The sequence below is a fragment of the Streptomyces sp. NPDC048349 genome, assembly GCF_040651925.1.
Taxonomy (GTDB): Bacteria; Actinomycetota; Actinomycetes; order Streptomycetales; family Streptomycetaceae; genus Streptomyces.
Window position 1 is genome coordinate 31,219 of record NZ_JBEZLA010000044.1, and the last position, 22,706, is coordinate 53,924.

The 22,706-nt window shown below is 72.9% G+C and carries 19 protein-coding genes; 8 read left to right on the forward strand and 11 right to left on the reverse strand.

Annotated elements, in window-relative coordinates; translation table 11 throughout:
* The first annotated feature begins 14 nt into the window (after window positions 1-14).
* Window positions 15-1,613: an alpha/beta hydrolase gene (locus AB0D44_RS23230; RefSeq protein ID WP_362594271.1), complete on the forward strand. Its 1,599-nt coding sequence runs from the start codon at window positions 15-17 to the stop codon at window positions 1,611-1,613.
* Window positions 1,614-1,642: 29 nt separating this feature from the next.
* Here AB0D44_RS23230 and AB0D44_RS23235 read toward each other — a convergent pair whose 3' ends face one another.
* From AB0D44_RS23235 to AB0D44_RS23260, 6 genes are all read right to left on the reverse strand, one after another.
* Window positions 1,643-2,353 (reverse strand): lysophospholipid acyltransferase family protein, encoded by a 711-nt coding sequence (locus tag AB0D44_RS23235; RefSeq protein ID WP_362594222.1) that lies wholly within the window; start codon window positions 2,351-2,353, stop codon window positions 1,643-1,645.
* Between the two features lie 146 nt (window positions 2,354-2,499).
* Complete coding sequence (locus AB0D44_RS23240) at window positions 2,500-2,658, reverse strand: hypothetical protein (RefSeq protein WP_361765462.1); 159 nt, start codon at window positions 2,656-2,658, stop codon at window positions 2,500-2,502.
* 32 nt (window positions 2,659-2,690) lie between these two features.
* Window positions 2,691-3,647, reverse strand: a complete 957-nt coding sequence (locus tag AB0D44_RS23245; protein ID WP_362594224.1) for a cytochrome c oxidase assembly protein — start codon at window positions 3,645-3,647, stop codon at window positions 2,691-2,693.
* Window positions 3,648-3,736: 89 nt separating this feature from the next.
* Window positions 3,737-4,762 (reverse strand): 6-phosphofructokinase, encoded by a 1,026-nt coding sequence (locus tag AB0D44_RS23250; protein WP_362594226.1) that lies wholly within the window; start codon window positions 4,760-4,762, stop codon window positions 3,737-3,739.
* 203 nt (window positions 4,763-4,965) lie between these two features.
* Entirely contained in the window at window positions 4,966-5,694 is a 729-nt protein-coding gene (locus tag AB0D44_RS23255) for a glutamine amidotransferase (protein ID WP_362594228.1), read from the reverse strand.
* 28 nt (window positions 5,695-5,722) lie between these two features.
* The gene (locus AB0D44_RS23260) at window positions 5,723-6,961 is read right to left on the reverse strand and encodes a MurT ligase domain-containing protein (RefSeq protein ID WP_362594230.1); all 1,239 of its coding nucleotides are present in this window, start codon (window positions 6,959-6,961) and stop codon (window positions 5,723-5,725) included.
* 123 nt (window positions 6,962-7,084) lie between these two features.
* Here AB0D44_RS23260 and def point away from each other — a divergent pair, with 123 nt between their 5' ends.
* The gene (gene def, locus AB0D44_RS23265; protein ID WP_362594232.1) at window positions 7,085-7,639 is read left to right on the forward strand and encodes a peptide deformylase; all 555 of its coding nucleotides are present in this window, start codon (window positions 7,085-7,087) and stop codon (window positions 7,637-7,639) included.
* Between the two features lie 107 nt (window positions 7,640-7,746).
* Here the strand turns inward: def and AB0D44_RS23270 are convergent, their stop codons facing one another.
* On the reverse strand, window positions 7,747-8,391 hold the full coding sequence (locus tag AB0D44_RS23270) for a TetR family transcriptional regulator (protein WP_362594234.1): 645 nt from the start codon (window positions 8,389-8,391) through the stop codon (window positions 7,747-7,749).
* 207 nt (window positions 8,392-8,598) lie between these two features.
* Between AB0D44_RS23270 and AB0D44_RS23275 the strand changes: the two genes are divergently transcribed.
* Window positions 8,599-9,828, forward strand: coding sequence for an acyl-CoA dehydrogenase family protein (locus AB0D44_RS23275; protein WP_362594236.1), 1,230 nt, complete (start codon window positions 8,599-8,601; stop codon window positions 9,826-9,828).
* 50 nt (window positions 9,829-9,878) lie between these two features.
* Here the strand turns inward: AB0D44_RS23275 and AB0D44_RS23280 are convergent, their stop codons facing one another.
* Window positions 9,879-10,340, reverse strand: coding sequence for an SRPBCC family protein (locus tag AB0D44_RS23280; protein WP_362594238.1), 462 nt, complete (start codon window positions 10,338-10,340; stop codon window positions 9,879-9,881).
* A 155-nt stretch (window positions 10,341-10,495) separates the two neighbouring features.
* On the opposite strand from AB0D44_RS23280, the gene AB0D44_RS23285 reads away from it, so the two are divergent.
* Entirely contained in the window at window positions 10,496-10,681 is a 186-nt protein-coding gene (locus tag AB0D44_RS23285; RefSeq protein WP_361765487.1) for a DUF5999 family protein, read from the forward strand.
* 157 nt (window positions 10,682-10,838) lie between these two features.
* Here AB0D44_RS23285 and AB0D44_RS23290 read toward each other — a convergent pair whose 3' ends face one another.
* Both AB0D44_RS23290 and AB0D44_RS23295 read right to left on the reverse strand, forming a co-directional pair.
* Window positions 10,839-12,935 carry an NB-ARC domain-containing protein gene (locus AB0D44_RS23290; protein ID WP_362594240.1) on the reverse strand — a complete coding sequence of 699 codons (2,097 nt, stop codon included), beginning with the start codon at window positions 12,933-12,935 and terminating at the stop codon, window positions 10,839-10,841.
* A 61-nt stretch (window positions 12,936-12,996) separates the two neighbouring features.
* Window positions 12,997-13,953 (reverse strand): fibronectin type III domain-containing protein, encoded by a 957-nt coding sequence (locus tag AB0D44_RS23295; RefSeq protein WP_362594242.1) that lies wholly within the window; start codon window positions 13,951-13,953, stop codon window positions 12,997-12,999.
* A 297-nt stretch (window positions 13,954-14,250) separates the two neighbouring features.
* Between AB0D44_RS23295 and AB0D44_RS23300 the strand changes: the two genes are divergently transcribed.
* On the forward strand, window positions 14,251-14,445 hold the full coding sequence (locus AB0D44_RS23300) for a hypothetical protein (RefSeq protein ID WP_362594244.1): 195 nt from the start codon (window positions 14,251-14,253) through the stop codon (window positions 14,443-14,445).
* Between the two features lie 145 nt (window positions 14,446-14,590).
* On the forward strand, window positions 14,591-16,162 hold the full coding sequence (locus AB0D44_RS23305; protein ID WP_362594246.1) for a hypothetical protein: 1,572 nt from the start codon (window positions 14,591-14,593) through the stop codon (window positions 16,160-16,162).
* 80 nt (window positions 16,163-16,242) lie between these two features.
* Here the strand turns inward: AB0D44_RS23305 and AB0D44_RS23310 are convergent, their stop codons facing one another.
* Window positions 16,243-20,070: a helix-turn-helix domain-containing protein gene (locus AB0D44_RS23310; protein ID WP_362594248.1), complete on the reverse strand. Its 3,828-nt coding sequence runs from the start codon at window positions 20,068-20,070 to the stop codon at window positions 16,243-16,245.
* 407 nt (window positions 20,071-20,477) lie between these two features.
* On the opposite strand from AB0D44_RS23310, the gene AB0D44_RS23315 reads away from it, so the two are divergent.
* The gene (locus AB0D44_RS23315; RefSeq protein ID WP_362594273.1) at window positions 20,478-21,500 is read left to right on the forward strand and encodes a right-handed parallel beta-helix repeat-containing protein; all 1,023 of its coding nucleotides are present in this window, start codon (window positions 20,478-20,480) and stop codon (window positions 21,498-21,500) included.
* Between the two features lie 35 nt (window positions 21,501-21,535).
* Window positions 21,536-22,636, forward strand: a complete 1,101-nt coding sequence (locus AB0D44_RS23320; RefSeq protein ID WP_362594250.1) for a methyltransferase — start codon at window positions 21,536-21,538, stop codon at window positions 22,634-22,636.
* The last annotated feature ends 70 nt before the right edge of the window (window positions 22,637-22,706 follow it).

A 22,706-nucleotide genomic window follows, 5' to 3' on the forward strand; every position in this document is an offset into this window, starting at 1 on the left:
TGGCGGCGGGCCTGATGCTCGCGCCGTCGGCCTCGGCGGCCTCGGCCGGCCGTGACAACGGGGCCGCGGAGGCGGTGGGCGTCCAGATCGCCGCCGCCCGCGCCGCCCGCACCGGGATCGACTGGAAGGACTGTCCCGCCGACTGGGGCTTCGAGAAGCCGATCCAGTGCGGCTGGGTGAAGGTCCCGCTCGACTACACCAAGCCGTTCGGCAAGACCATCGACATCGCCGTCGACCGGATCGGCAACACGGGCACCAAGGAGGAGCGCCAGGGCGCGCTCATCTACAACCCCGGCGGCCCCGGCGGTTCCGGCATGCGCTTCCCGCGCCGGGTCACCACCAAGAGCCCGCTGTGGGTCAACGCTTCCAAGGCGTACGACTTCGTGGGCTTCGACCCCCGCGGCGTCGGCCACTCCGCGCCCATCTCCTGCATCGACCCGCAGGAGTTCGTCAAGGCCCCCAAGGCCGACCCGGTCCCGGACACCGAGGCCGACAAGCGCGCCCAGCGCAAGCTCGCCGCCGAGTACGCGGACGGCTGCAAGGAGCGCAGCGGCGAGATGCTGCCGCACATGACCACGCCGAACACCGCCCGCGACCTCGACGTGATCCGCGCCGCCCTCGGCGAGCAGAAGCTGAACTTCCTCGGCGTCTCCTACGGCACCTACATCGGCGGGGTCTACGCGACCCTGTTCCCGACCCACGTGCGCCGCATGATCGTCGACAGCGTGGTCAACCCGGACACGGACAACATCTGGTACGAGGCCAACCTCGGCCAGGACGTGGCCTTCCAGATGCGCTGGAACGACTGGCAGGACTGGGTCGCCAAGAACGACGCGGTCTTCCACCTCGGCGACACCCGCGCCAAGGTCGAGGCCAAGTACCAGGAGCTGCGCGCCAAGGCCAAGGCCAACCCGCTCGGCGGGGTCGTCGGCCCGGCCGAGCTGATCGGCTTCTTCCAGGGCGCCCCGTACTACGACTCCTCCTGGGTGCCCGTCGCCCAGACCTGGGCCGCGTACGAGGCGGGTGACGAGCACGCGCTCGTCGACGCCATCGCCCCGGACATGTCGGACACCAAGGGCAACGCCGCGTCCGAGAACGGCAACGCCGTCTACACCGCGGTCGAGTGCGCCGACGCCAAGTGGCCCACCAGCTGGGCCAAGTGGGACCGCGACAACACCCGGCTGCACCAGAAGTACCCGTTCCTGACCTGGTCGAACGCCTGGATGAACCTGCCCTGCGCGACCTGGAAGTCCAAGCAGAGCACCCCGATCGAGGTCGGTGCCAAGCGCGGTCTGGCGCCGGTGCTGATCGTCCAGTCCGAGCGGGACGCGGCCACGCCGTACGAGGGCGCGGTCGAGCTGCACCGCCGCCTCGCCGGCTCCCGCCTGATCACCGAGCAGAACGCCGGCTCGCACGGCGTCACCAGCCTGGTGAACCCCTGCATCAACACGCGGGTCGACACCTACCTGCTCACCGGCAAGGTCGACGCCAAGGACGTGACGTGCGCCCCGCACGCCGCTCCGGTCGCCCCGGCCCCGGTCGCCGCGCTGTCGCTCGAGCACGGTCCGGGCGCCGAGTGGCCGGCGCGTGAGGAGCTCCCGGCGGTCCGCTAGCCGGCCGGGGTCCGCGAACGGGAGGAGGCTCAGCGCGATCGGCGCCGGGCCTTCTTCCGTTCCTCCTCTACCTCGGCCTTGACCTCGGCCGCGTACCGGTCCACGTACTCCTGGCCGGACAGCTCGAGGATGGCGTACATGATCTCGTCGGTGACGGCGCGCAGGACGGTCCGCTCGCCCTCCAGCCCGGCGTACCGGGAGAAGTCCATCGGAGCGCCGAAGCGGATCGTCACCCGCCGGATCTTCGGGATCTTCTTCCCGGGCGGCTGGATCTCGAAGGTGCCGACCATCGCGCACGGCACGACGGGCACCCCGGCGCCCAGGGCCATCGCCGCCACGCCCACCTTGCCCTTGTAGAGGCGCCCGTCGTGCGAGCGCGTGCCCTCGGGGTAGATGCCCAGCAGTTCGTCCTTGGCCAGCACCCCCAGCCCCTCGCGCAGCGCCGCCTGGCCGGCGTTCTTGCCCGAGCGGTCCACGGGGATCTGCCCGGCGCTGCGGAAGAAGGCGGCCGTGAGCCGCCCCTTGACCCCGGGACCGGTGAAGTACTCGGCCTTCGCGAGGAAGGTGATCCGCCGCTTGAGGATCGCGGGCATCAGGAAGTGGTCGGAGAACGACAGGTGGTTGCCCGCGATGATCGCGGCCCCCTCCTCGGGGATGTTCTCCAGGCCCTCGATCCGCGGCCTGAACAGCAGCCGCAGCAGCGGACCGAGCAACACGTGCTTGAGCAAGTGGTAGAACACCGGGCCGCTCCCGATTCCTGGGGCGGCGCAGTGCCGGCCGCCGCCGGACATGGCGAAAGGAACCAGTCTAGGTGCGGTCGCACGCACCGTCACGACCTGGCACGCACCGTCGGCCACGACGGTTCAGCGGCAGGTGCCCCCGGCGCTCATGCGCCGCGCGAAGCGGCCATTCCCGCGGTCAGCAGTCCCAGCACCACCCAGCCGAACCACAGCCAGCCGTTGCTGCCGAGGGCCACGGAATACGTGGCGACGGCCACCAGGGCGGCGAAGGTCATCACTGCCATCGCCTTCACGGATCCGGTCATGCTCCATGGTGGCGCGCGAAGGCCGTCCTGCGCTACTGGCCACGCGCCCGGAGCGAGGCCAGATACGAGTTGTACGCCTCCAGCTCCTGGTCGCCGTCGCGGTCCGCGGCCCGGTCGGAGCGCTTCGCCGCCCGCTGCTCCGAGTGGTACCACTGGTAGACCAGCGCGATCAGCACCAGCACCGAGGGGATCTCGCTGAAGGCCCACGCGATGCCGCCGCCCCACTGCTGGTCGAGCAGCGCGTCGATGCCGAGGGAGGCCGGCGGGTTCGCATAGGTCTTGATCATCGGCTCGCTGGCCATCATCAGGGCGATGCCGAAGAAGGCGTGGAACGGCATGCCGGCGAACAGCTCGAGCATCCGCATCACGTAGCCGGGGCGGTGCGGCCCCGGGTCGATGCCCATGATCGGCCAGAAGAAGATCAGGCCGACAGCGAGGAAGTGCACCATCATCGCGATGTGCCCGGGCCGGGACTCCATCAGGAAGTCGAAGAGCGGGGTGAAGTAGAGGCCGTAGAGGCTGGCGATGAACAGGGGGATCGTGAACGCCGGGTGGGTGACGATCCGCATGTAGCGGCTGTGCAGCAGCGTGAGCAGCAGCTCGCGGGGGCCCTTGTGGCCGCGCGCGGCGGGCGGCAGCGCGCGCAGCGCCAGCGTCACCGGAGCGCCCAGCAGCAGCAGGATCGGCGTGATCATGCTGATCACCATGTGCTGGACCATGTGCACGCTGAACATGACCATGCCGTAGTCGTTCAGCTTGGTGCACATCACCAGCACCACGGTCAGCACGCCCAGGGTGAAGGCGATGGTCCGGCCCAGCGGCCAGGAGTCCCCGCGCCGGCGCAGCCGCAGCACGCCCCAGCCGTACAGCGCGAGCCCCAGCAGGGATCCGAAGAGGAAGAAGGGGTCGAAGGAGAGCTCCAGCCCGCGCCCGAGAGTGAACGGCGGCAGGTCCATGTTCATGCCCATGCCGTGCCCGCTGTGGTCCATCTCTTCACTCCCTTGACTGTGGCGCCCCACCACAGTAATGCCGCCCCCGCACGCTCCTGCGCGCGGGGGCGGCCGTAACGGGCATACGGTTACAGAACCGTCTGGGCCTCGTCGTAGCGCTCGGTCGGGACCGTCTTGAGGGTCGAGGTCGCCTCGGCGAGCGGGACCATCTCGATGTCCGTGCCGCGCAGCGCCGTCAGCATGCCGAACTCGCCGCGGTGCGCGGCCTCCACGGCGTGCCAGCCGAAACGCGTCGCCAGGACGCGGTCGTACGCGGTGGGCGTGCCGCCACGCTGGACGTGGCCCAGGATCACCGGACGGGCCTCCTTGCCCAGGCGGTGCTCCAGCTCCACCGCGAGCCGGTTGCCGATGCCGGCGAACCGCTCGTGGCCGTACATGTCGGTGCCGCCGTCCTCGAGCTCCATCGAGCCGGGGCGGGGCTTGGCGCCCTCGGCGACCACCACGATCGCGAACCGCTTGCCCGCCGAGAACCGCTCGCCGACGATCGCCGTCAGCTCCTCGATGTCGAAGGGGCGTTCCGGTACGACGATCGCGTGCGCGCCGGCCGCCATGCCCGAATGCAGGGCGATCCAGCCGGTGTGGCGGCCCATGACCTCGACGACCATCACGCGCTGGTGGGACTCGGCGGTGGTCTTCAGCCGGTCCAGCGCCTCGGTGGCGACCCCGACGGCGGTGTCGAAGCCGAAGGTGACGTCGGTGGACGCGATGTCGTTGTCGATGGTCTTGGGGACGCCGACGATCGGCAGGCCCGCCTGGGAGAGCAGGTTCGCGGCCTTCAGGGTGCCCTCGCCGCCGATCGGGATGATCGCGTCGAGGCCGAGGTCCGCGACGTGGCCGCGGGCGCGCTCCACACCGTCGCGCAGGTGTGCGGGCTGCACCCGGGAGGAGCCGAGGATGGTGCCGCCGCGGGCGAGGATGCCGGCGACGGCGTCGAGGTCGAGCTTGCGGTAGTCCGCCTCCAGCAGGCCCTTCCAGCCGTCGTGGAAGCCGATCACCTCGTCGCCGTGGTCGACGACCGCGCGGTGCACGACGGAGCGGATGACGGCATTCAGGCCGGGGCAGTCGCCACCGGAAGTGAGCACACCAATGCGCATGGCAGGAAGAGACCTTTGCAACGTGGGCCGACGACCGGACCACGTCGTCCGGTTGGAACTACATGTCACCCTACAAGCGGATGGCCGGTGGGCTGAACCATCCTCCACATCCTGGTCGTACCCGTGGTGTGAACGCACGCCGGCCCGGTCCCCACCAGGGGATCCGGGCCGGACGGCGCGTGCCGGGCGGTCCCGGCGCCGCCTCAGGCGGGCTGCGTCGCCGCCGCGATGCGCTCGGCGCGCAGCGCCTCGTACCACCGGTCGTCTATGGCCGGCAGCGCGTTGACGTCGAGGGCCAGCTTCAGCAGCAGGTCCGCGACCTGCGGGTTGCGGGCCATCACGGGGCCGTGCATGTACGTGCCGAACACCGTGTCGTTGTACGCGCCTTCGGTGCCGTCGCCGGTGCCGTTGCCGCGGCCCATGGTCACGCGGGCGAACGGCCGCGCCGTCGGCCCGAGGTGGGTGACCCCCTGGTGGTTCTCGAAGCCCGTCAGCTGCGGCAGGCCGAGCCGCGGGTCGATGTCGGCCAGGACGTCGCCGACGCACCGCTCGCCCTCACCGCGCAGGGTGACCACGTCCAGCAGGCCGAGGCCCTCCTGACGCTGTCCCTGGTCGTTGACGAACTCCTTGCCGAGGATCTGGTACCCGGCGCAGACGGAGAAGACGATGGCCCCGTTCGAGACGGCCCGCTCCAGACCGCCGTCGCGCAGCAGGCGCTCGGCGGCCAGGCGCTGCGGCCGGTCCTCGCCGCCGCCGATCAGGTAGATGTCGCCCGAGGTGGGGATCGGCTGGTCGCTGCGCACGTCCACGCGCTGCACGTCCAGGCCGCGCTGGCGCGCCCGGCGCTCCACCACGAGGGCGTTGCCCTGGTCTCCGTACGTGCTGAGCAGGTCGGGGTAGACCCACACCAGACGCAGGCTGTTGTCGCTCATGCTCTTGTCCTCTGCGGTTCTGAGGGGGCTAGTTGCCGACGCGGCGGCGCACGTCCTGGAAGGCGGTGTAGTTGGCGATCAGCTCGATCTGCCCGGGCGGCGCCAGCTGCACGGCCTCGTCGAGGGTTTCGCACACGCGGAAGTCCAGGCCCGCGACCTCCAGACGCACCGCGAGGTCCAGCTTGCGGTCGCCGATCACGAAGATCGGGTGGCCGGCCAGGCGCGGGTAGTCCACGTCCCACAGCCAGGAGGTGTCGGTGCCGTCGGCGCCGCGCGCGTTCACCGAGAGGATCACCGGGGTGGGCGGCGGATCGATCAGCGAAAACGTTTCGAGCCAGCCCGCCGGGTTCTTCGCGAGCAGCAGCCGCAGCTCACGGCCCTGGAACTGCACCACGTCGTAGCGGCCGGCGACGGCCTGCACCTGGTACATGCGCTCCAGCGCGACCTGGGGCGGCACACCGAAGACGGCGGCGACGGCGGCCGAGGTGGCGGCGTTGGCCTTGTTCGCGCGGCCCGGCAGCTGGAGGTGGATGGGCCAGGCCGAACCGTGCGGGTCCAGGACGTGGTCGCCGGAGAGCACCCAGGTCGGCGTGGGGCGGCGGAAACCGCACTCGCCGCAGAACCAGTCGTCGCCCGGGCGCTGCATGACACCGCCGCAGGAGGGGCACGACCAGGCGTCGTCCTTCCACTCCTGGCCGGCCGCGACCCACACCACGTTCTGCGAGGAGGAGGCGGACCAGACGATGAGCGGGTCGTCGCAGTTGGCGACGATGACCGCCTTGGAGCCGGACAGGCCCTCGCGCCACTTCTCCGCGAGCATGCGGGTCTCGGCGGCGCGGTCCAGCTGGTCGCGCGAGAGGTTCAGCAGGGCGATCACCTTGGGGGTGACGTCCCGGGCCACTCCGGCCAGGTACTTCTCGTCGACCTCGATGACGCCGTACTTGGCGTCCGAGCCGCCGGCCAGCGCCGAGGTGATGCCGGCCGGCATGTTGGCGCCCAGCGCGTTGGAGACGACCGGACCGCTGGCCCGCAGGGCCTCCGCGATCAGCCGGGTCGTCGTGGTCTTGCCGTTCGTCGCGGAGACGAGGACGACGTCGAGATGCTGCGCCAGCGCGCCGAGGAGATCGGGGTCGAGCCTGAGTGCGACCTTGCCGCCGATCACCGATCCGCTTCCGCGTCCCGCGGCCCGCGACACCGCCGCCGCGGCCTTGCCCGCCGTCACGGCCAGCTTGGCCCGCGGCGAAAGCGGCTCCGTGTTGCCTGCCATCGTCCCTTGTCCTCCTTGCGTCGGTCGGGCCCAGCCTATCCAGTACCGGCCGGGGCCTTGACCGCGGCGCCCCCGCACCGCGGCAGATCTCCTCATATATTCGCCCGTCGTACCCTTACGGCCATGCGACAGCGCCCCATCCCCGGTACCACCGGCATCGTCCGCACCGTGAGCCTGCTGGGCGATCCGGTGCTCCATTCCGCTTGCGCGGAGGTCACCGAGTTCGGACCGGTCCTCGACCGGCTCGTCGAGGACATGTTCGCGACGATGTACGCCGCCCAGGGCGTCGGCCTCGCCGCGAACCAGATCGGGGTCGGGCAGCGGGTGTTCGTCTATGACTGCCCCGACGACGAGGACGTCCGCCATGTCGGACACGTCGTCAACCCGCGGCTGTTCGCCGCCGACGGGGACGAGTTCCTCGGTCCCGAGGGCTGTCTGTCGCTGCCGGGGCTGGAGGCGGGGACGGCGCGGTTCGACCACGCCGTGGTCGAGGGGGTCACCTCGGGCGGGGAGCCCGTGCGGATCGAGGGGACCGGGTTCTTCGCCCGGTGCCTGCAGCACGAGTGCGATCACCTGGCGGGCACGGTGTACGCGGACCGGGTCACCGGGCTGCGGGCGCGCAGGCTGAGGCGGGCGATCCGGAAGACCACCTGGGGCGCGCAGGCGCTGCGCGCCTGAACGCAGCCCGGCTGCGCCGGGACCGGAGGCGCCGCCCGGACCCCGCGCTCGCGACGCCGGCGGAGCCCGGTTCGGCCGCGGTCCCGGCAGGCGGCGGCCCGGGACAGTCAGAAGCCGGGGCCGTCTTCGCGGTTGCCGGCTGTGGCCAGGCGGCCCCAGAGGAGGTCCGTGAGGCCGGTGACCAGGTCCGCGCGGTCGCAGGGGCGTTCGCCCAGCCACCAGTCGCCCGCCGCGTGCATCATGCCGACGATGCCGTGGCCCCAGACCCGGGCGAGGCGTTCGCCGCCCGGGCCGAGGTCCACGCGTTCGCCGATCACCTCGGCCAGCTCCTCGCCGAGGCGGCGCAGCAGCGGGGCCGAGTGCAGGCCCACGTCGAAGCCGCGTTCGGCGCTCTGGGAGTCCTCGGCCGGATGCATCAGGAAGCGGTAGACCTGCGGGCGGGCCTCGATGGCGGCGAGGTAGGTGTCGAGGGTGGACTCCACCCGGCGGCGGCGCTCGGCCGGGGCGTCGAGGGCGGCCCGCAGGGAGTCGAGGAGCGCGTCGGTGTGCCGGACCGCGAGGGCCTGGTAGAGGCCCGCCTTGTCGCCGAAGTGCCGATAGAGGATCGGCTTGGTGATGCCGGCCTCGGCGGCGATGGCGTTCATGGAGGCCTTGGGGCCGTCCCTGAGCACCACCCGGTCGGCGGCTTCGAGCAGCTCCCGGCGCCGGCGTTCGCCCGATCCCGGCTCGCCTGCGTGCTGCGTGGTCTCCATGATGTGTTTCTCTCCCCGCCCTTGCGATGTGCGTGACGCCCACGCAACGTAACACCCCGCACACCCTGGCGATCGAATCGGTGGTGGTCGCGGCCGTGGGGCACCGTCCGCGCTTGACACTGCTTACTCACCGGTAACAGACTGTGCCCACGTGTGGGTTACCGCTAGTAACACATACATGGACGAGCGCGGACAGGTGGAGGGGACATGGCGGAGTTCACCATGGAGCTCAACGACGACCAAAAGCAGGTCCGGGACTGGATCCACGGCTTCGCCGCCGACGTGATCCGCCCCGCGGCCGCGGAATGGGACGAGCGCGAAGAGACTCCCTGGCCCGTCATCCAGGAGGCCGCCAAGGTCGGCATCTACTCGCTGGACTTCTACGCCCAGCAGTTCTTCGACCCGACGGGCCTCGGCATCCCGATGGCGATGGAGGAGCTCTTCTGGGGCGACGCGGGCATCGCCCTGTCCATCGTCGGCACCGGGCTCGCGGCCATCGGCGTCGTCGCGAACGGCACCGAGGAGCAGATCGGCACCTGGATCCCCCAGATGTACGGGACCCCGGACGACGTGAAGGTGGCCGCGTTCTGCTCCTCCGAGCCGGACGCCGGATCGGACGTCGGCTCCATGCGGACCCGAGCGGTCTACGACCAGGCCAAGGACGAGTGGGTGCTCAACGGCACCAAGACCTGGGCGACCAACGGCGGCATCGCCAACGTCCACATCGTCGTGGCCGTCGTCGACCCGGAGCTCGGCACCAAGGGGCACGCCTCCTTCATCGTCCCGCCGAACACGCCGGGGCTGTCCCAGGGCCAGAAGTTCAAGAAGCACGGCATCCGCGCCTCGCACACCGCCGAAGTGGTCCTCGAGGACGTACGGATCCCCGGCTCCTGCCTCCTCGGCGGCAAGGAGAAGCTGGACGAGCGGCTCGCGCGGGCCCGGGAGCGGGCGCGCAGCGGCGGGGGCGAGCGCGTGAAGAACGCCGCGATGGCCACCTTCGAGGCCTCGCGCCCGGCGGTCGGCGCGATGGCCGTGGGCACCGCGCGTGCGGCGTACGAGGTGGCCCTGGACTACGCCAGGACCCGCACGCAGTTCGGCCGCCCGATCATCGACAACCAGGGCGTCGCCTTCCAGCTCGCCGACATGCGCACCCAGATCGACGCGGCCCGGCTGCTCGTGTGGCGGGCGTCCTGGATGGCGGTCGCGGGCCGTCCGTTCACCTCGGCGGAAGGCTCGATGTCGAAGCTCTTCGCGAGCGAGGTCGCCAAGAAGGTGACGGCCCAGGCGGTCCAGATCCTCGGCGGCAACGGCTTCACCCGCGAGTACCCGGTGGAGCGCATGCACCGCGACAGTGCCATCTACACCATCTTCGAGGGGACCAGCGAGATCCAGCGGCTGGTGATCGCCCGCACGATCTCGGACATGCCGATCCGCTAGGGCGCCGGACGAGGACGGGCAGGGGCGGGGTCGCGGGGCGGTGGCGGAGGTCACCGGTCGCGGCGGGGGGAACCCCCGCCGCGCACCAGCCCCCGCAGGGCCCGGGAGAAGATCCAGCGGCCGGCCAGGGCGACCGCCGGGTCCAGTGCGCGGGGCAGGCCGCGCAGACGCAGGTCCTCGCGCCAGTGGATCTCGCTGCCCCCGTCCGGCAGGGGGCGGATCTCGATCTCCGCCCACCCCGTCACGGTCCGTCCGCGCTTCACCAATCGGACGAACCCGCCCGTACCCTCCGCGGGAGGCCGCCAGACGACGACTTCCATCGGGTCGTCGCATGTGATCCTGCCCACCCCGGTGCGCGCCGTGAAGACCGTTCCGACCGCCGTCGGCGGCTCCGTTTCGATGATCGTCCGGGTGAGGGGGACCCGTTCCCCGTGGCGTTCCCAGTCCGTGAGTCGCGACCATGCCTCGGTCGGCGCGAGCGGCGTGCGGTGAACGATCCGGATACCGGGCATGAGCGCATGGTAATCGGGCATACACACCCTGAACTGGACGGCCGATATGGGTTCCGTCCGGGGGTGGCGATCGGTAATACTCACCGCCACCGTGGATCGCGGATTCGACCGGGTGACCACCGGCCCTCCCGCCCCACTCTGCGAGGAGGTGCGCCATGTGCTCCCACCAGCCCCCCTGCCCGCCCGCCGACAGCGCCGACCGCGACGCCGCCCGGACCGTGGCCTTCCACCCCGAACAGGGCTGGAGCCTGCTCTGCAACGGCGTCATGGTCTTCGACGACACCGGTGAACTGCTCCCCGACGGCCAGACGGTGGAACCCCGCCGCCCGGCCCTGGTCTGAGCCAGGAGGCAGCATGCGCCAGCAGCTGATCCGCAAGCCCGTCCCCAAGCCCGCCCCCCGAGACCTGGACCTGCGCACACCGTCGGGCAGACCCCTCCCGTACTGACGGGAGCTCCGACCGCGTTACCGCGCCGCCCGGCCGTCCACCGGCTGTAGATCAGCCGGTGGGCCCCGTGGCCCCGCCCCGGAACGCCGTCTCGTACGCGGCGTCGCCGATCGCCGCCCTGGCCTGCCGCTCGCCCTCGTCGCGCAAGGCCGTCAGCGAGGGCGAGCCCATCTGCGGCCGCCCGACCGTGCGCCACCAGGCGTGCCCGGTGCCCAGCAGCCGCGCCGCCAGCTCGCCGTCGCCGAGCCCCGCCACCGCCGCGGCCAGCAGGTCCAGGCCCAGCGCGATCCCGAAGCGGTCGCCGAGCAGCCGTTTGCCCGACAGCATCGCCCGCACGTGCCGGGCCGCCTCCCCGTGGTCGCCCACGCCCAGCGCGGCCACCGCAAGGACGTAGTCGGCGTACGCCCGCAGCCAGCGCTCGCCCAGCTCCGCGCAGGTCTCCCGCAGGGCCAGGGCCTCCTGGGCCGCCTCCTCGAAGCGCCGCAGGTCGCAGAGCGCGTAGCTGGTGGCCAGCTTGCACAGCAGCCAGCCCGCGGCGCTGGTCCGCCCGCCGTGGCCCGCCCGCGCCCGCGGGCCGGCCAGCGCGAGGGCCCGTACGGGGTCGCCCGGCATCATGACGGACACGGCGTGCAGATAGGCCGCGCGCAGTTCCCGCTCGGGGTCCGCGAGGCGGGCCGCGCCCTTCGTGCACTCCTCGCCGATCCGCCGGGCGGTCTCCAGGTCGCCTTGGAGCAGCGCGGTGAGGCCGAGGGCCCACAGGGCCTGGTTGTACGCGGCTCCCGTGGGCAGGGCGGCGGCCAGGGCCCGCTCCAGGAAGCCCCGGCCCTCGTGCACGTGCCCGCACGCGAACCAGTAGAACCACAGGGCGCCGGCCATCTCCAGCGCCGTCAGGGGGTCGGAGCCGAGCAGGTGCTCCAGCGCCGTCCGCAGCTGTGCGTGCTCGGCGGTCATCCTGCGGTACCAGTCCACCTGGCCCGGGCCCAGCCAGCCCCGGTCGGCGGCGCGGGAGAGCGCCGCGTACCAGTGGGCGTGCCGGTCGGCGACGATCCGTGCCTCGCCGAGCTCGCCCAGCCAGTCGTGCCCGTACTCGCGGATCGTGTCCAGCATCCGGTAGCGGGCGCCCGCGCCGCGCTCCGCAGTGCACCGGACCACCGATTTGGCGACCAGGCCCGCCAGTACCCGCTCCACCCGGGAGGCGGCCAGCGGGCCGCCCGCGCACACGGCGCGGGCCGCGGCGACGTCGAAGTCCCCGGTGAAGACCGAGAGCCGGGCCCACAGGAGCCGTTCCAGCGGCTCGCACAGCTCGTGGCTCCAGCCGATCGCGGTCCGCAGGGTCCGGTGCCGGTGCGGCAGCGCGGCCCGGGTGTCGGCGAGCACGTCGAAGCGCTCGCCGATGCGTTCGGCCATCTGCTCCAGGGTCCACGCCCGCATCCGGGCGCCGGCCAGTTCCAGGGCGAGCGGGATCCCGTCGAGGCGGCGGCACAGGTCGGCCGCGACCGCGGTCCGGCCCGCGTCCTCGAAGGCGGCCGCCGCCCGAGGGGTCGCGGCGACGGCGCGGGCGCGGAACAGGGCGAGGGCGTCGCTGTCGGGGCCCGCGCAGGGCAGCGGCCGGACCTCGACGACCTCCTCGCCGGGGGAGCCGAGCGGCTCCCGCGAGGTGGTCAGGACCGTCAGCCCGGGTGCGGACTGCAGGAGTTCGCCCACCAGATGGCGGCAGTGGGCCACCAGGTGCTCACAGGTGTCGAGCACGAGCAGGAGTTCCTTGTCGGCCATCCACGCGCACAACTCCTCGTCGAGGGGGCGGGCGGTGTGGTCGGCGAGGCCGACGACGTGGGCGACGGTCGTGGTGAGCAGCGCGGGGTCGCGCAGCGGTGACAGGTCCACCCACCACACGCCGTCGTGCCGCGCCGGGCGGGTCGCGCTGGCGGCCCGCAGGGCGAGCCGGGACTTGCCGACGCCGCCCACCCCGGTGAGGGTGACCAGTCTTCGTTCGCTCAACAGGCGGTCGAGGAGACCGAGTTCGGGCTCCCGGCCGACGAAGCTCGCCGATTCCGGCGGCAGGTTTCCCGGCACGGCGACCGAGTCTGGCTCGGCGTCGCCGCCCGCGGATGCTGCCTGATTGTTGTTGACCGAGTACTCACCGAACACGGATGTATTGTGCGTGATCTTCTTTCGCCGCAGTGCCGTTCAGGCGGATCGCTGCCCGATCTCACGGCGCGAGGGTGACGGTCCGCTCCGCGGAGAAGGCGCCCCAGTTCCCGTCGGGCAGCCGGGCGCGCAGCTTCACGGCCCACACGGTACCGGCCGGCTCGGTCACCGCGATCCGGTGTTCCACCCGTCCGCTGGGCACCGCACCCGTGCCGAACTGGATGACGGTGGTGGGCCGTCCGTTGACGTACAGCTCGTACTCGCTCGTCTGCCGGCCGGTGTCCGGCGCGGTCCAGGAGAGGGTGACGGTACCCGGCGAGGCGGTCGCGGTGAGGCCCTCGGGCGCGGTGCCCGGTCCGCCGCCCGCGGCGGGCGGGGTGGTCACGTCCACCGCGGGGGAGTCGGGGGAGGAGCGGTCCGCCCCGTCCCGGGCCCGCACGGTGAAGGTGTACACGGTGTCCGGCTGGAGGCCGCTCAACGCCGTGCCGCTCTCGCCGGGGCCCGCGGTGTGGATCCGGACGCCGCCCTGGTAGACGTCGTACGCCGTCACGCCCGTGTCGTCCGTCGCGGCGGACCAGGACACCCGGGCGGTGCGGGGCCCCGTCGCCCGGCCCGTGGCGGACGCGGGGGCGGTCGGCGGCCGCAGGTCCTCGGCCCGGGCCGCCGGAGTGGTCGCGCGGACGGCCGGGCCGGTCCCGGAGAGGTTCCCGGCGGCGTCCTTGGCGCGGACCGTGAAGGCGTAGCCGGTCTGCGGGGTGAGGCCGGTGATGTCCACCATCGTCTTCCCGGCCGGGAGTTCGCGGACCGGGCGGCCGGCTTCGAGGACCTGGTAGCCGCTCACCCCGTCGCCCTGTGCGGCCGCGTCCCACATGACGTGCACGGTGGTGGAGCTGGAGGCCTGCGCGGTGACCCCCGCGGGGGCGGGCGGCGGCTCGGTGTCGGGCGCGGTGCACCCGGCGGACGCCGCCGGGCCGCCGAGGGACAGGCACAGGACGAGCAGGGGCGCGGTGCGTCGCACGGGATGCCTTCCTCCGCTTCCGCGTAAAGGTCTAGACATATATGGCACGCGGGACGCCGGTGCGGCAAGACCCGTGCGGCGGGGGCCGCCTGGCGGGGCTCCTCGCCGTCGGCTGCGATCAGGCGCTGCTGGAGCGCTGGAGCGCTGGAGCGCTGGAGCAGCCGTGCGACCGGTGGGAGCGAGATCGTCAAGGACCGACCGCCCATCACGGACGGTCAACACCCGTACGGCGGACACATATTTTGCCCGACGGCGCTGCCGGCTGCGCCACCATGGCGGCGACTCAAGGAGGTCTCGATGGTGATTTCCCTCTCCGTGGTCGTCCTGCTCGTCATCCTCGCCTGGATCTTCCTGCGCAGCGGCGGTCTCAAGTTCTCCCACGCCCTCGTCTGCGTGCTGCTCGGCTTCTACCTCGCGAGCAGCAGCATGGCGGCGACGATCCACGACGGCCTGACGGCCACCGCGAACGTGGTGTCCAGCCTCAAGCCCTGAACCCTCAAGCGGCGACCGACTGTTGCGCGCACGTGAATCATCCGGATCCTCCATGGACTTTTCGAGCGCCGCGATCTAGCGTCTGGCGGCGGCGCGATGTCAGACGCAATGTCAACAGCACGGAAGAGACACGGAGGAAGCCCGGATGTTCCGAAGAGCGCTGAACTGCGCCGTGGCACCGGTCGTCGCCGCATTCACGGTGGTGTACGGCGTCACGCCGGCCCAGGCCGACGACATACCCAAGGCCCCCGGCTACCGCCTGGTCAGCCACTACGAAGGCGCCGCCGCGGCCCCCGCACCGCTGCCCGGCCAGGCGCCGCCGCAGCACCCCTTCCTCGCGCCCAACGGCCGCAGCGGCATGCACTCCGACGCCTCCGGAAGCGCCACCTCCCCCTGGTCCGGGCCGCTCGGCAAGGACCCGGAGGTGACCAGCGAGAAGATCGCCGCCCTCGGCGGCGAATGCGCCACCGCCACCTTCGACGCGGGCGGCCGGCTCGTCACGGTGTGCGGCACCTTCACGGGGTTCAAGGTCAAGCTGCTGGAGCCCCGTACGCTCGCCACGCTCGCGGAGTACCAGCTCCCGCAGCGTTCCTCGACGGTCGAGGCGATCACCTCCCTCGACTTCGCGAAGATCTTCAAGGACACCTCGGGCGGCGCCTACTTCTACCTGGACCACCAGGACCGGGCCGTGCTGGCCGACTCCCGTCAGCACGTCCTGCGCCTCGCGCACTCCCAGCGGCCCGACGGCAGCTGGCAGTTCGCCGTCGAGAGCGACTGGGACCTCACCGGCCACGTGCCGCACGACTGCGTCACCTGGACCAACCTGCGGCCCAGCGGCACCTGCGACCCCGTCACCTCCGTCATGCCCGACTGGAACGGCCTCATCTGGTGGGTCACCCGTCAGGGCCGCGTCGGCACCGTGGACCCGCACACCTCCCGGATCCGTTCCCTGCGGCTGGACGGCGAGGAGATCCAGAACTCCTTCTCCGTCGCCGAGGACGGCGTCTCCATCGTCTCCGACCACGCCCTCTACAGCTTCCGCGCCGCCGCCGACGGCACCCCCGAAGTGCAGTGGCGCCAGACCTACGACCGCGGCACCGGCGCCAAGCCCGGGTCCGTGAACCAGGGTTCGGGCACCACCCCGGACCTCTTCGGCGAGGGCTACGTCGCCATCACCGACAACGCCGACGACCGGATGAACGTCCTGGTCTACCGGCGGGGCGCGGACGTCCCGGCCGACCGTCGGCTGGTCTGCAAGGTGCCGGTGTTCGGCTCCGGTGCCTCGACCACCGACAACTCCCTGATCACCTGGGGCAACAGCATCGTCGTCGAGAACAACTACGGCTACGAGAACGTCACCTCGCTGCTGCTGGGCAAGTCCGTCGTCGGCGGCGCGACCCGCATCGACGTGCGCGCCGACGGCAGCGGCTGCGACACGGTGTGGCGAAGCCCGGTCCGGGCGCCCTCGGTCGTCCCCAAGCTCTCCACCGCGAACGGGCTGCTCTACTTCTATGAGAAGGAACCCAACTCCTGGGGGATCGACGCCTGGTACCTCACCGCGGTGGACTTCCGCACCGGTGAGCGCCGCTGGCGCCGGCTGACCGGCACCGGCCCGCTGTACGACAACAACTGGGCCCCGATCACCCTCGGACCCGACGGGACCGCGTACGTCGGCGTCTTCAACGGCATCGTCGCGGTCCGCGACGGCGGCTCCTAGACCGGGGTCCGCCGGCTGCGCAGGCGGCACACCGCCACCCGGCGCACCCCCGCCGGGCTGCGGCACCCGCCGCCCCCACCTCAGCGGCGCGGGCACCCCGGCCCGGGGGAGAGCCGGCAGATCTCCGCCAGTCGCGCCCCGACGTCCACGCTCCACAGCCGTACCGTGCCGTCGGTGCTGCTGCTCGCCACCGTGCGCCCGTCGGGGGAGAAGGAGACCCCCCACACCGCGCTCGTGTGACCGGACAGCGCGGCCACCGGGCGGCGGCCCGCCACCTCCCACAACCGCACCGTACGGTCGTTGCCGCTGCTGGCGAGGGTCCGCCCGTCGGGGGAGAACGCGATGCCCCGCGCGGAGCCGGTGTGACCGGTAAGCGCCGCCTCGAAGCGCCGGCGGCGGGCGTCCCACAGCCGGACGGTCCCGTCGTTGCCGCTGCTGGCCAGGGTCCGGCCGTCGGGGCTGAAGGCCACGCCCCGTACCGCCCCCGTATGGCCGGTCAGCGCGGCCAGCTGCCGGTGCGCGGCCACGTCCCAGAGCCGTACGGTCAGATCGTCGCCGGCGCTCGCCAGGGTGCGCCCGTCGGGGCTGAACACCACGTCGTTGGCGAAGTCCGTGTGGCCGGCGAGCACGGCGAGCCTGCGGCGCGCGGCCACGTCCCACAGCCGCACCGCGCCGTCGGAGCCCGCCGCGGCCAGGGTCCGGCCGTCCGGTGCGAAGGCCACGGAGAACACGGTGCCGCCCTGGCCGGGGAGGGTGGCGGACGGCCCGCGCGCCGCGACGTCCCACAGCCGGACCGTGCCGTCGGAGCCCGCCGAGGCCAGCGTCCGCCCGTCGGGGGAGAAGGCCACCGAGAACACGGTCTCGGTGTGCCCCGCGAACGTGGCCACCACCCGGCGCCCCGCCACGTCCCACAGGCGCACCGCGTGGTCCGCCTCCGCGGTGGCCAGCAGTCTTCCGTCGGGGCTGTACGCGGCGTGCCAGACCTCGGTGAAGGGACGCGAGGTCAGCACCGGGCCGCGCAGGTCCCACAGCACCACCGACTGGTCGAACCCGGCGGTGGCCAGCACCGTCCCGGCCGGGTCCACCGCCACCCCGAGCACGTAGTCGGTGTGTCCGGCCAGCGTCGCCGTCAGGCGTCCGGCGCGCACGTCCCACAGCCGGGTCGTGCCGTCGCCGCCCGCGCTGACGACCGTCGTCCCGTCCGGGGTGTAGGCCACGCCGTTGACGTCGTCGCTGTGTCCCGTCAGCGTTGCGGTGGGACGGCGCCCGGCCACGTCCCACAGCCGCACGGTCCGGTCCACGCCCCCGGTGGCGACGCTCTGCCCGTCCGGCGCGAACGCGGCCCCCAGCACCTCGTCCGTGTGCCCGTCCAGGACGGCCAGCCGACGGGCGGTCCCCGGATCCCACAGCCGTACGGTGCGGTCGGCGCCGGCCGACACGAGCGTGCGGCCGTCCGCCGCGTACGCCAGGGCGTTGACCGTCCCGACGTGGCCTTCGAGGGCGGCCACCACCCGGTGCTCCCCGGCGGCCTCCCACAGCCGGACCGTTCCGTCGGGGGACGCGACGGCCAGGGTCCGCCCGTCGGGTGCGAAGGCCACGGCCCGGGCGCCGGTGGTGTCCGGCGCCAGGACCGCGGCCGTGCGGTGGGCCGCGACGTCCCACAGCTGCGCGGGACCGTCCGTGGAGGTCGCCGCGAGCGTGCGGCCGTCGGGGCTGAAGGCGAGGGCACGTACCCGCCCGGGCAGGGTGAAGGACGCCGTCGTGCGGCGGTCGGACATCCGCCGCAGGATCACCCTGCCGTCCGAACCGGCCGTCGCCAGCTCGCCGTTCCCCGGGGCGAAGGCCACCGCGTTCACGGCGCCGCCGTGGCCGGCGAGCCGGGCGATGAACGGCTGGGACTGGGTGCTCAGCACCGCCCCGCGCGCCTCGGTCGTGGCCGAGGTCCGGTAGGCCTCGGCGGCGAGCCGCATGGACCTCTCGGGCTGGCCGGCCGCCAGCGAGGCGGACTGCAGGGCCAGCGCCCGCGAGCGGGCGACACGCTCCTGGCCGAGCGCGCCCGCGCGCTGCTCGTAGGCCAGCCCGCCCGCGCCCACGGCCAGCACGAGCAGGACCACGAGCGTGGCCAGCATCCGCTGCCGCAGGCGCACCTGACGCCGGGCCTGCCGCTGCCGGGCTTCCTGCGCGGCCTCGCCGGCCCGCAGGAAGGCCTCCTCGCGCGGGCCGAGCCGGCTCCTGTCGTCCAGCTCGGCGGCCCACGCCCGGGCGGTCTCCAGCCGGTTCCCCCGGTAGAGGGCCGAGGGATCGCGGTCCTCGCGCTCCCATTCGGCGGCGGCGTGCGCCAGCTGCTGGTGGACCAGCAGGCCGGCCCGGTCGGCGTGGATCCAGCCGCGCAGCCGCGGCCAGGCGTGCAGCAGCGCCTCGTGGGTGATCTCGACGGTGTCGCTGTCCACGGTCACCAGCCGGGCCCGGACGAAGGTGTCGAGCGCCGCCGCGGCCCGGTCCGGGCCGGGCAGTTGTTCCATCAGGGCGGTCCGGTCCATCCGGCGGCGGGTCGCCCCCGCGCCGTCGGCGACGTGGACCAGCCGGACCAGGACGCGGCGGACCGTCCGCTGTTCGGCCGGGTAGAGACGGGCGAACACGGTCTCGGCGGTCCGCGCGATCGCACCCTGAATGCCGCCGGTCCGCTCGTACCCGGCGACCGTCAGGGTGGATCCGGTGCGCTGCTGCCAGGTGGCCATGAGGGCGTGCGAGACCAGCGGCAGCACACCGGAGGGCGTGTGTCCGGGGCTGTCCTCGCGCAGCCCGGCGTCGCGCAGCAGCAGGGGGACCAGGCCCGGCTCGAGGGTGACTCCGGCGAGTTCCGCCGGGCGCGTGATCGAGGCGCGCAGCTCCGCCAGGGTCATCGGGGGCAGGACGAAGAGCCCCGGGGCGAAGGCCGGTGCCAGGTCCGGCAGCTCCAGAGCGCTGCCGGTGAAGTCCGCCCGTACGCCCAGGACCACGACGGCGGGGTCGGGTCCGTCACCGTCCGGCCGGGACGTGGACACGGCCGAGAGGACCCGGGCGAAGGCGTGTCGCTCGTCCTCCTCGGAGCAGAGCGTGAACAGCTCCTCGAACTGGTCGACGATCAGCACGGGCCGTACCGGCGGGGGCCGGCGGTCCCGGCCCGGGTCCTCGTCCGGGTCCGGGCCGGGGGACAGGAGCGGGGCGGTGTCCGACAGCCGCCGGAAGGCTTCCAGCAGCCTCAGGGGCCGCTCCCGTAACTCCTGGGCACCGAAGCCCGGATCGCTGCCCAGCACCTTCGCCGTGCAGTCGAGCAGTTCCTGGAGCGGATGGGCCGTGGGGGTGAAGCGCACCACCGGCCACGCCTCGGCGCCGGGCATCGGGAAGCCGCCGCGCCGCAGGGCGGGGACGAGACCGGCGTTCAGCAGGGAGGACTTGCCCGCACCGGAGGGGGCTACCAGCACGAGCGGCCCGTTCCCGATCCGTTCGAAGACCCGCTCGACCAGCTCGGCCGTGGCCCGCTCCCGCCCGAAGTACCATCCCGCGTCCTGCGCGGTGAAGGCCGGCAGACCCCGGTACGGGCACTCGCCGGCCTCTGGTCCCGCCGGGCCGGGCCCCGGGTCGGGAGGGGCCGCCTGAGGGACCATCCGCAGCAGTTCGCCGCCCGCCCGCAGGACGTCGTCGCAGCGCCGGGCGACGTCCACGGTCACGCGCTTCGAGCCGGTCTCGATCTTGCTCAGGTAGCCCTTGCTGTAGTGCGTGCGCCGGGCCAGGTCGGCCAGCGACATGCCCCGTTGCAACCGCAGACGTCTCAGCTGCGCGGGAAACGGCAGGATGCCGGTGTCGTCGGACTCGTGCTGGTGGCCGGTGTTCCGCCGGCCGTCCGGATCCCCCAAGACATCCCCCATGGCAATGCGCGCCCAGGCACCGAGACGGTGGTTCCCAGGCTACAGCGGGGGTCGGACGGCCGGGCGGGCCTTCGGCTTCGTATGAAGAGAACAGGAACGTGCGGAGCCGGGGCGGGCACCGGGGCGCGGATTTGCGGTCGCACCGCCGCAGTGCCGCGGCGACCGGCCGGGCCGCGCGCAGGGGGCGGGGGCGCCGGCCGGGCCGCCGCCGGGAGGCGCGCCCGGGTCCGGCGGGCGGCCGCCGGGGCGGCGCGCGGGCGGCCACCCGTCCGGACCTCCAAATGAGCCCGTTTGCCAGCGGCATGTATCCATCCGCTCACCCGGTGTGGCGGGCGGCCCTGATCACCCATAACTTCGGCATCGTGACGAACCGACAGCTCACGGTCCTCGCATGCATCTCCGTCGTCATGGCCACGGGCCTCGGCGCGGCAGCGCCCTCGGCCGGCGCGGCCCGACACACGGTGCATCCGGGAGAATCGATCCAGGAAGCGGTGGACGCCGCACGGCCGGGAGACACCATCGTCGTGCTCCCCGGCACCTACCACGAGAGCGTGCACATCACGAAGTCCCTGACCCTGCGGGGTTCCGGGCCGACCACCGTGCTCACCCCGCCGGCCGCGCCCCGGCCCGCCCGCGCCGAGAACCCCTGCGCACAGACCGGCAACGGCATCTGCGTCATAGGAGCGGTGGAGAAGACCGTGGGCCGGGTGAGCATCCGCTCGCTGACGCTGACGGGCTTCAGGAAGAGCGGCATCTGGGCCTCGCGCACCGACCGGATGACCGTCGAGCAGGTGACCGCCGAGAAGAACGGCACCTGGGGCATCGCCCAGGAGAGGTCCACGCGGGGTGCGTTCCGCCACAACACCGCCCGCGACAATGCGGAGTCCGGCATCTTCGTCGCCAACACCATCGACCGCGAGGGCGGGGCCACGGACACCCTCGGCGCCGTCGTCCGCGACAACACGCTGACCGGGAACCGCATCGGGGTCACGGTCAGGCGGGTACGGAACCTGTCCGTCAACGACAACGTCCTCACACGCAACTGCGGCGGGATCTTCGTCGTGGGCGACGAGGGCGATCCGGGTGCCGGTGACATGACCATCCGCGGCAACCGGATCCACGAGAACAACAAGTTCTGCCGCGGCAACACCCGCCTGCCCGACATCCAGGGCGTCGGCATCGTCCTCACCGGCGCCGAGGACACGCGCATCCGCGCGAACTCGATCCGCGGCAATGTGGGCGCCTCGCCGCTGTCGGGCGGAATCCTGCTCTTCAAGAGCTTCGTGGGCGCAACGAACACCGACAACGTCATCCAGGACAACGAGGTGCGGGGCAACGAGCCGGCGGACCTGGCCAACCAGGGGACGGGTACCGGCAACCGTTTCGTCGGCAACCGGTGCGAGACCTCCCAGCCCGCGGGGATGTGCTGACCGGTGTTCCCCCGCATCAGGAGAATCGAGGCCGCATGACCACGGCAAGTCCCCCTCCCGCCCCGGCCCCCGCCGGCGTGCCCGCCCCCGCCCCCGCCGGCGTGTCCGCCGACGCGTCCGCCCCCCAGCCGGCGATGCGCCTGCGCGAGCTCGTCTTCGGCGCGGCGATCGCCGCCGCCGTACGGGCGGCCGCCCGCCTCGGCGTCGCCGACGCCCTCGGCGAGTCGCCCGCCACCGCGGACGACCTCGCGGCGGCGGTGAACGCCGCTCCGCAGCCGCTGCACCGGCTGCTCCGCGCCCTCTCCTGCTACGGCATCTTCGCGGAGACACCGGACGGGGCGTTCGTGCACACCGAGATGTCACGGCTGCTGCGCGAGGACGATCCGCACAGCCTGCGCTACATCTCCCTGTGGTGCACCGAGCCCTGGACCTGGCAGGCCTGGCCCCGGCTCGACGAGGCGGTGCGCTCCGGCGGCAGCGTGTTCCACGACCTGTACGGCAAGGGGTTCTTCGACTACCTGCACCAGGACGCGCACGAGTCCGCCCACGTCTTCAACCAGGCCATGACCACCTCCAGCACCCAGTCGGCACTCGACGTGGCGGAACTCCTCGACCTCACCGGGGTCTCGGTGGTCGCGGACATCGGCGGCGGCCAGGGACACGTCCTGGCGAGCCTGCTGGAGAAGCACCCGGCCGTACGGGGCGTCCTGCTCGACCTGCCGGGAGTGGTGGCCAAGGCCGACCGGCGGCTGCGCGACGGCGGACCGCTCGCCGCGCGGACCGACATCGTTCCCGGCGACTGCCGCCACTCCATCCCGGTCAGGGCCGACCTCTACATCATCAAGAACATCCTGGAGTGGGACGACGACAGCACCCGCAGGACCCTGCGGAACGTGATCGAGGCGGCCCGCCCCGGTGCCAGGGTCGTCGTCATCGAGAACCTGGTGGACGACACCCCGTCGATGCGGTTCACCACCGCCATGGACCTGATGCTGCTGCTCAACGTGGGCGGCGCGAAGCACACCAAGGGCAGCCTGCTGACCCGTATGGCGGACGCCGGTCTGGTGGTCGGCGAGGTCCGTCCGGTCAACGCGTACCTGCACGCGTTCGAGTGCACCGTCCCGCTCCGCGGGTGACGGCCGCGGGCGCGCGAACGGCGCCCCCGGGACCGGCAGGGAGCCGGCCCGGGGGCGCCGTGCCGCCTGA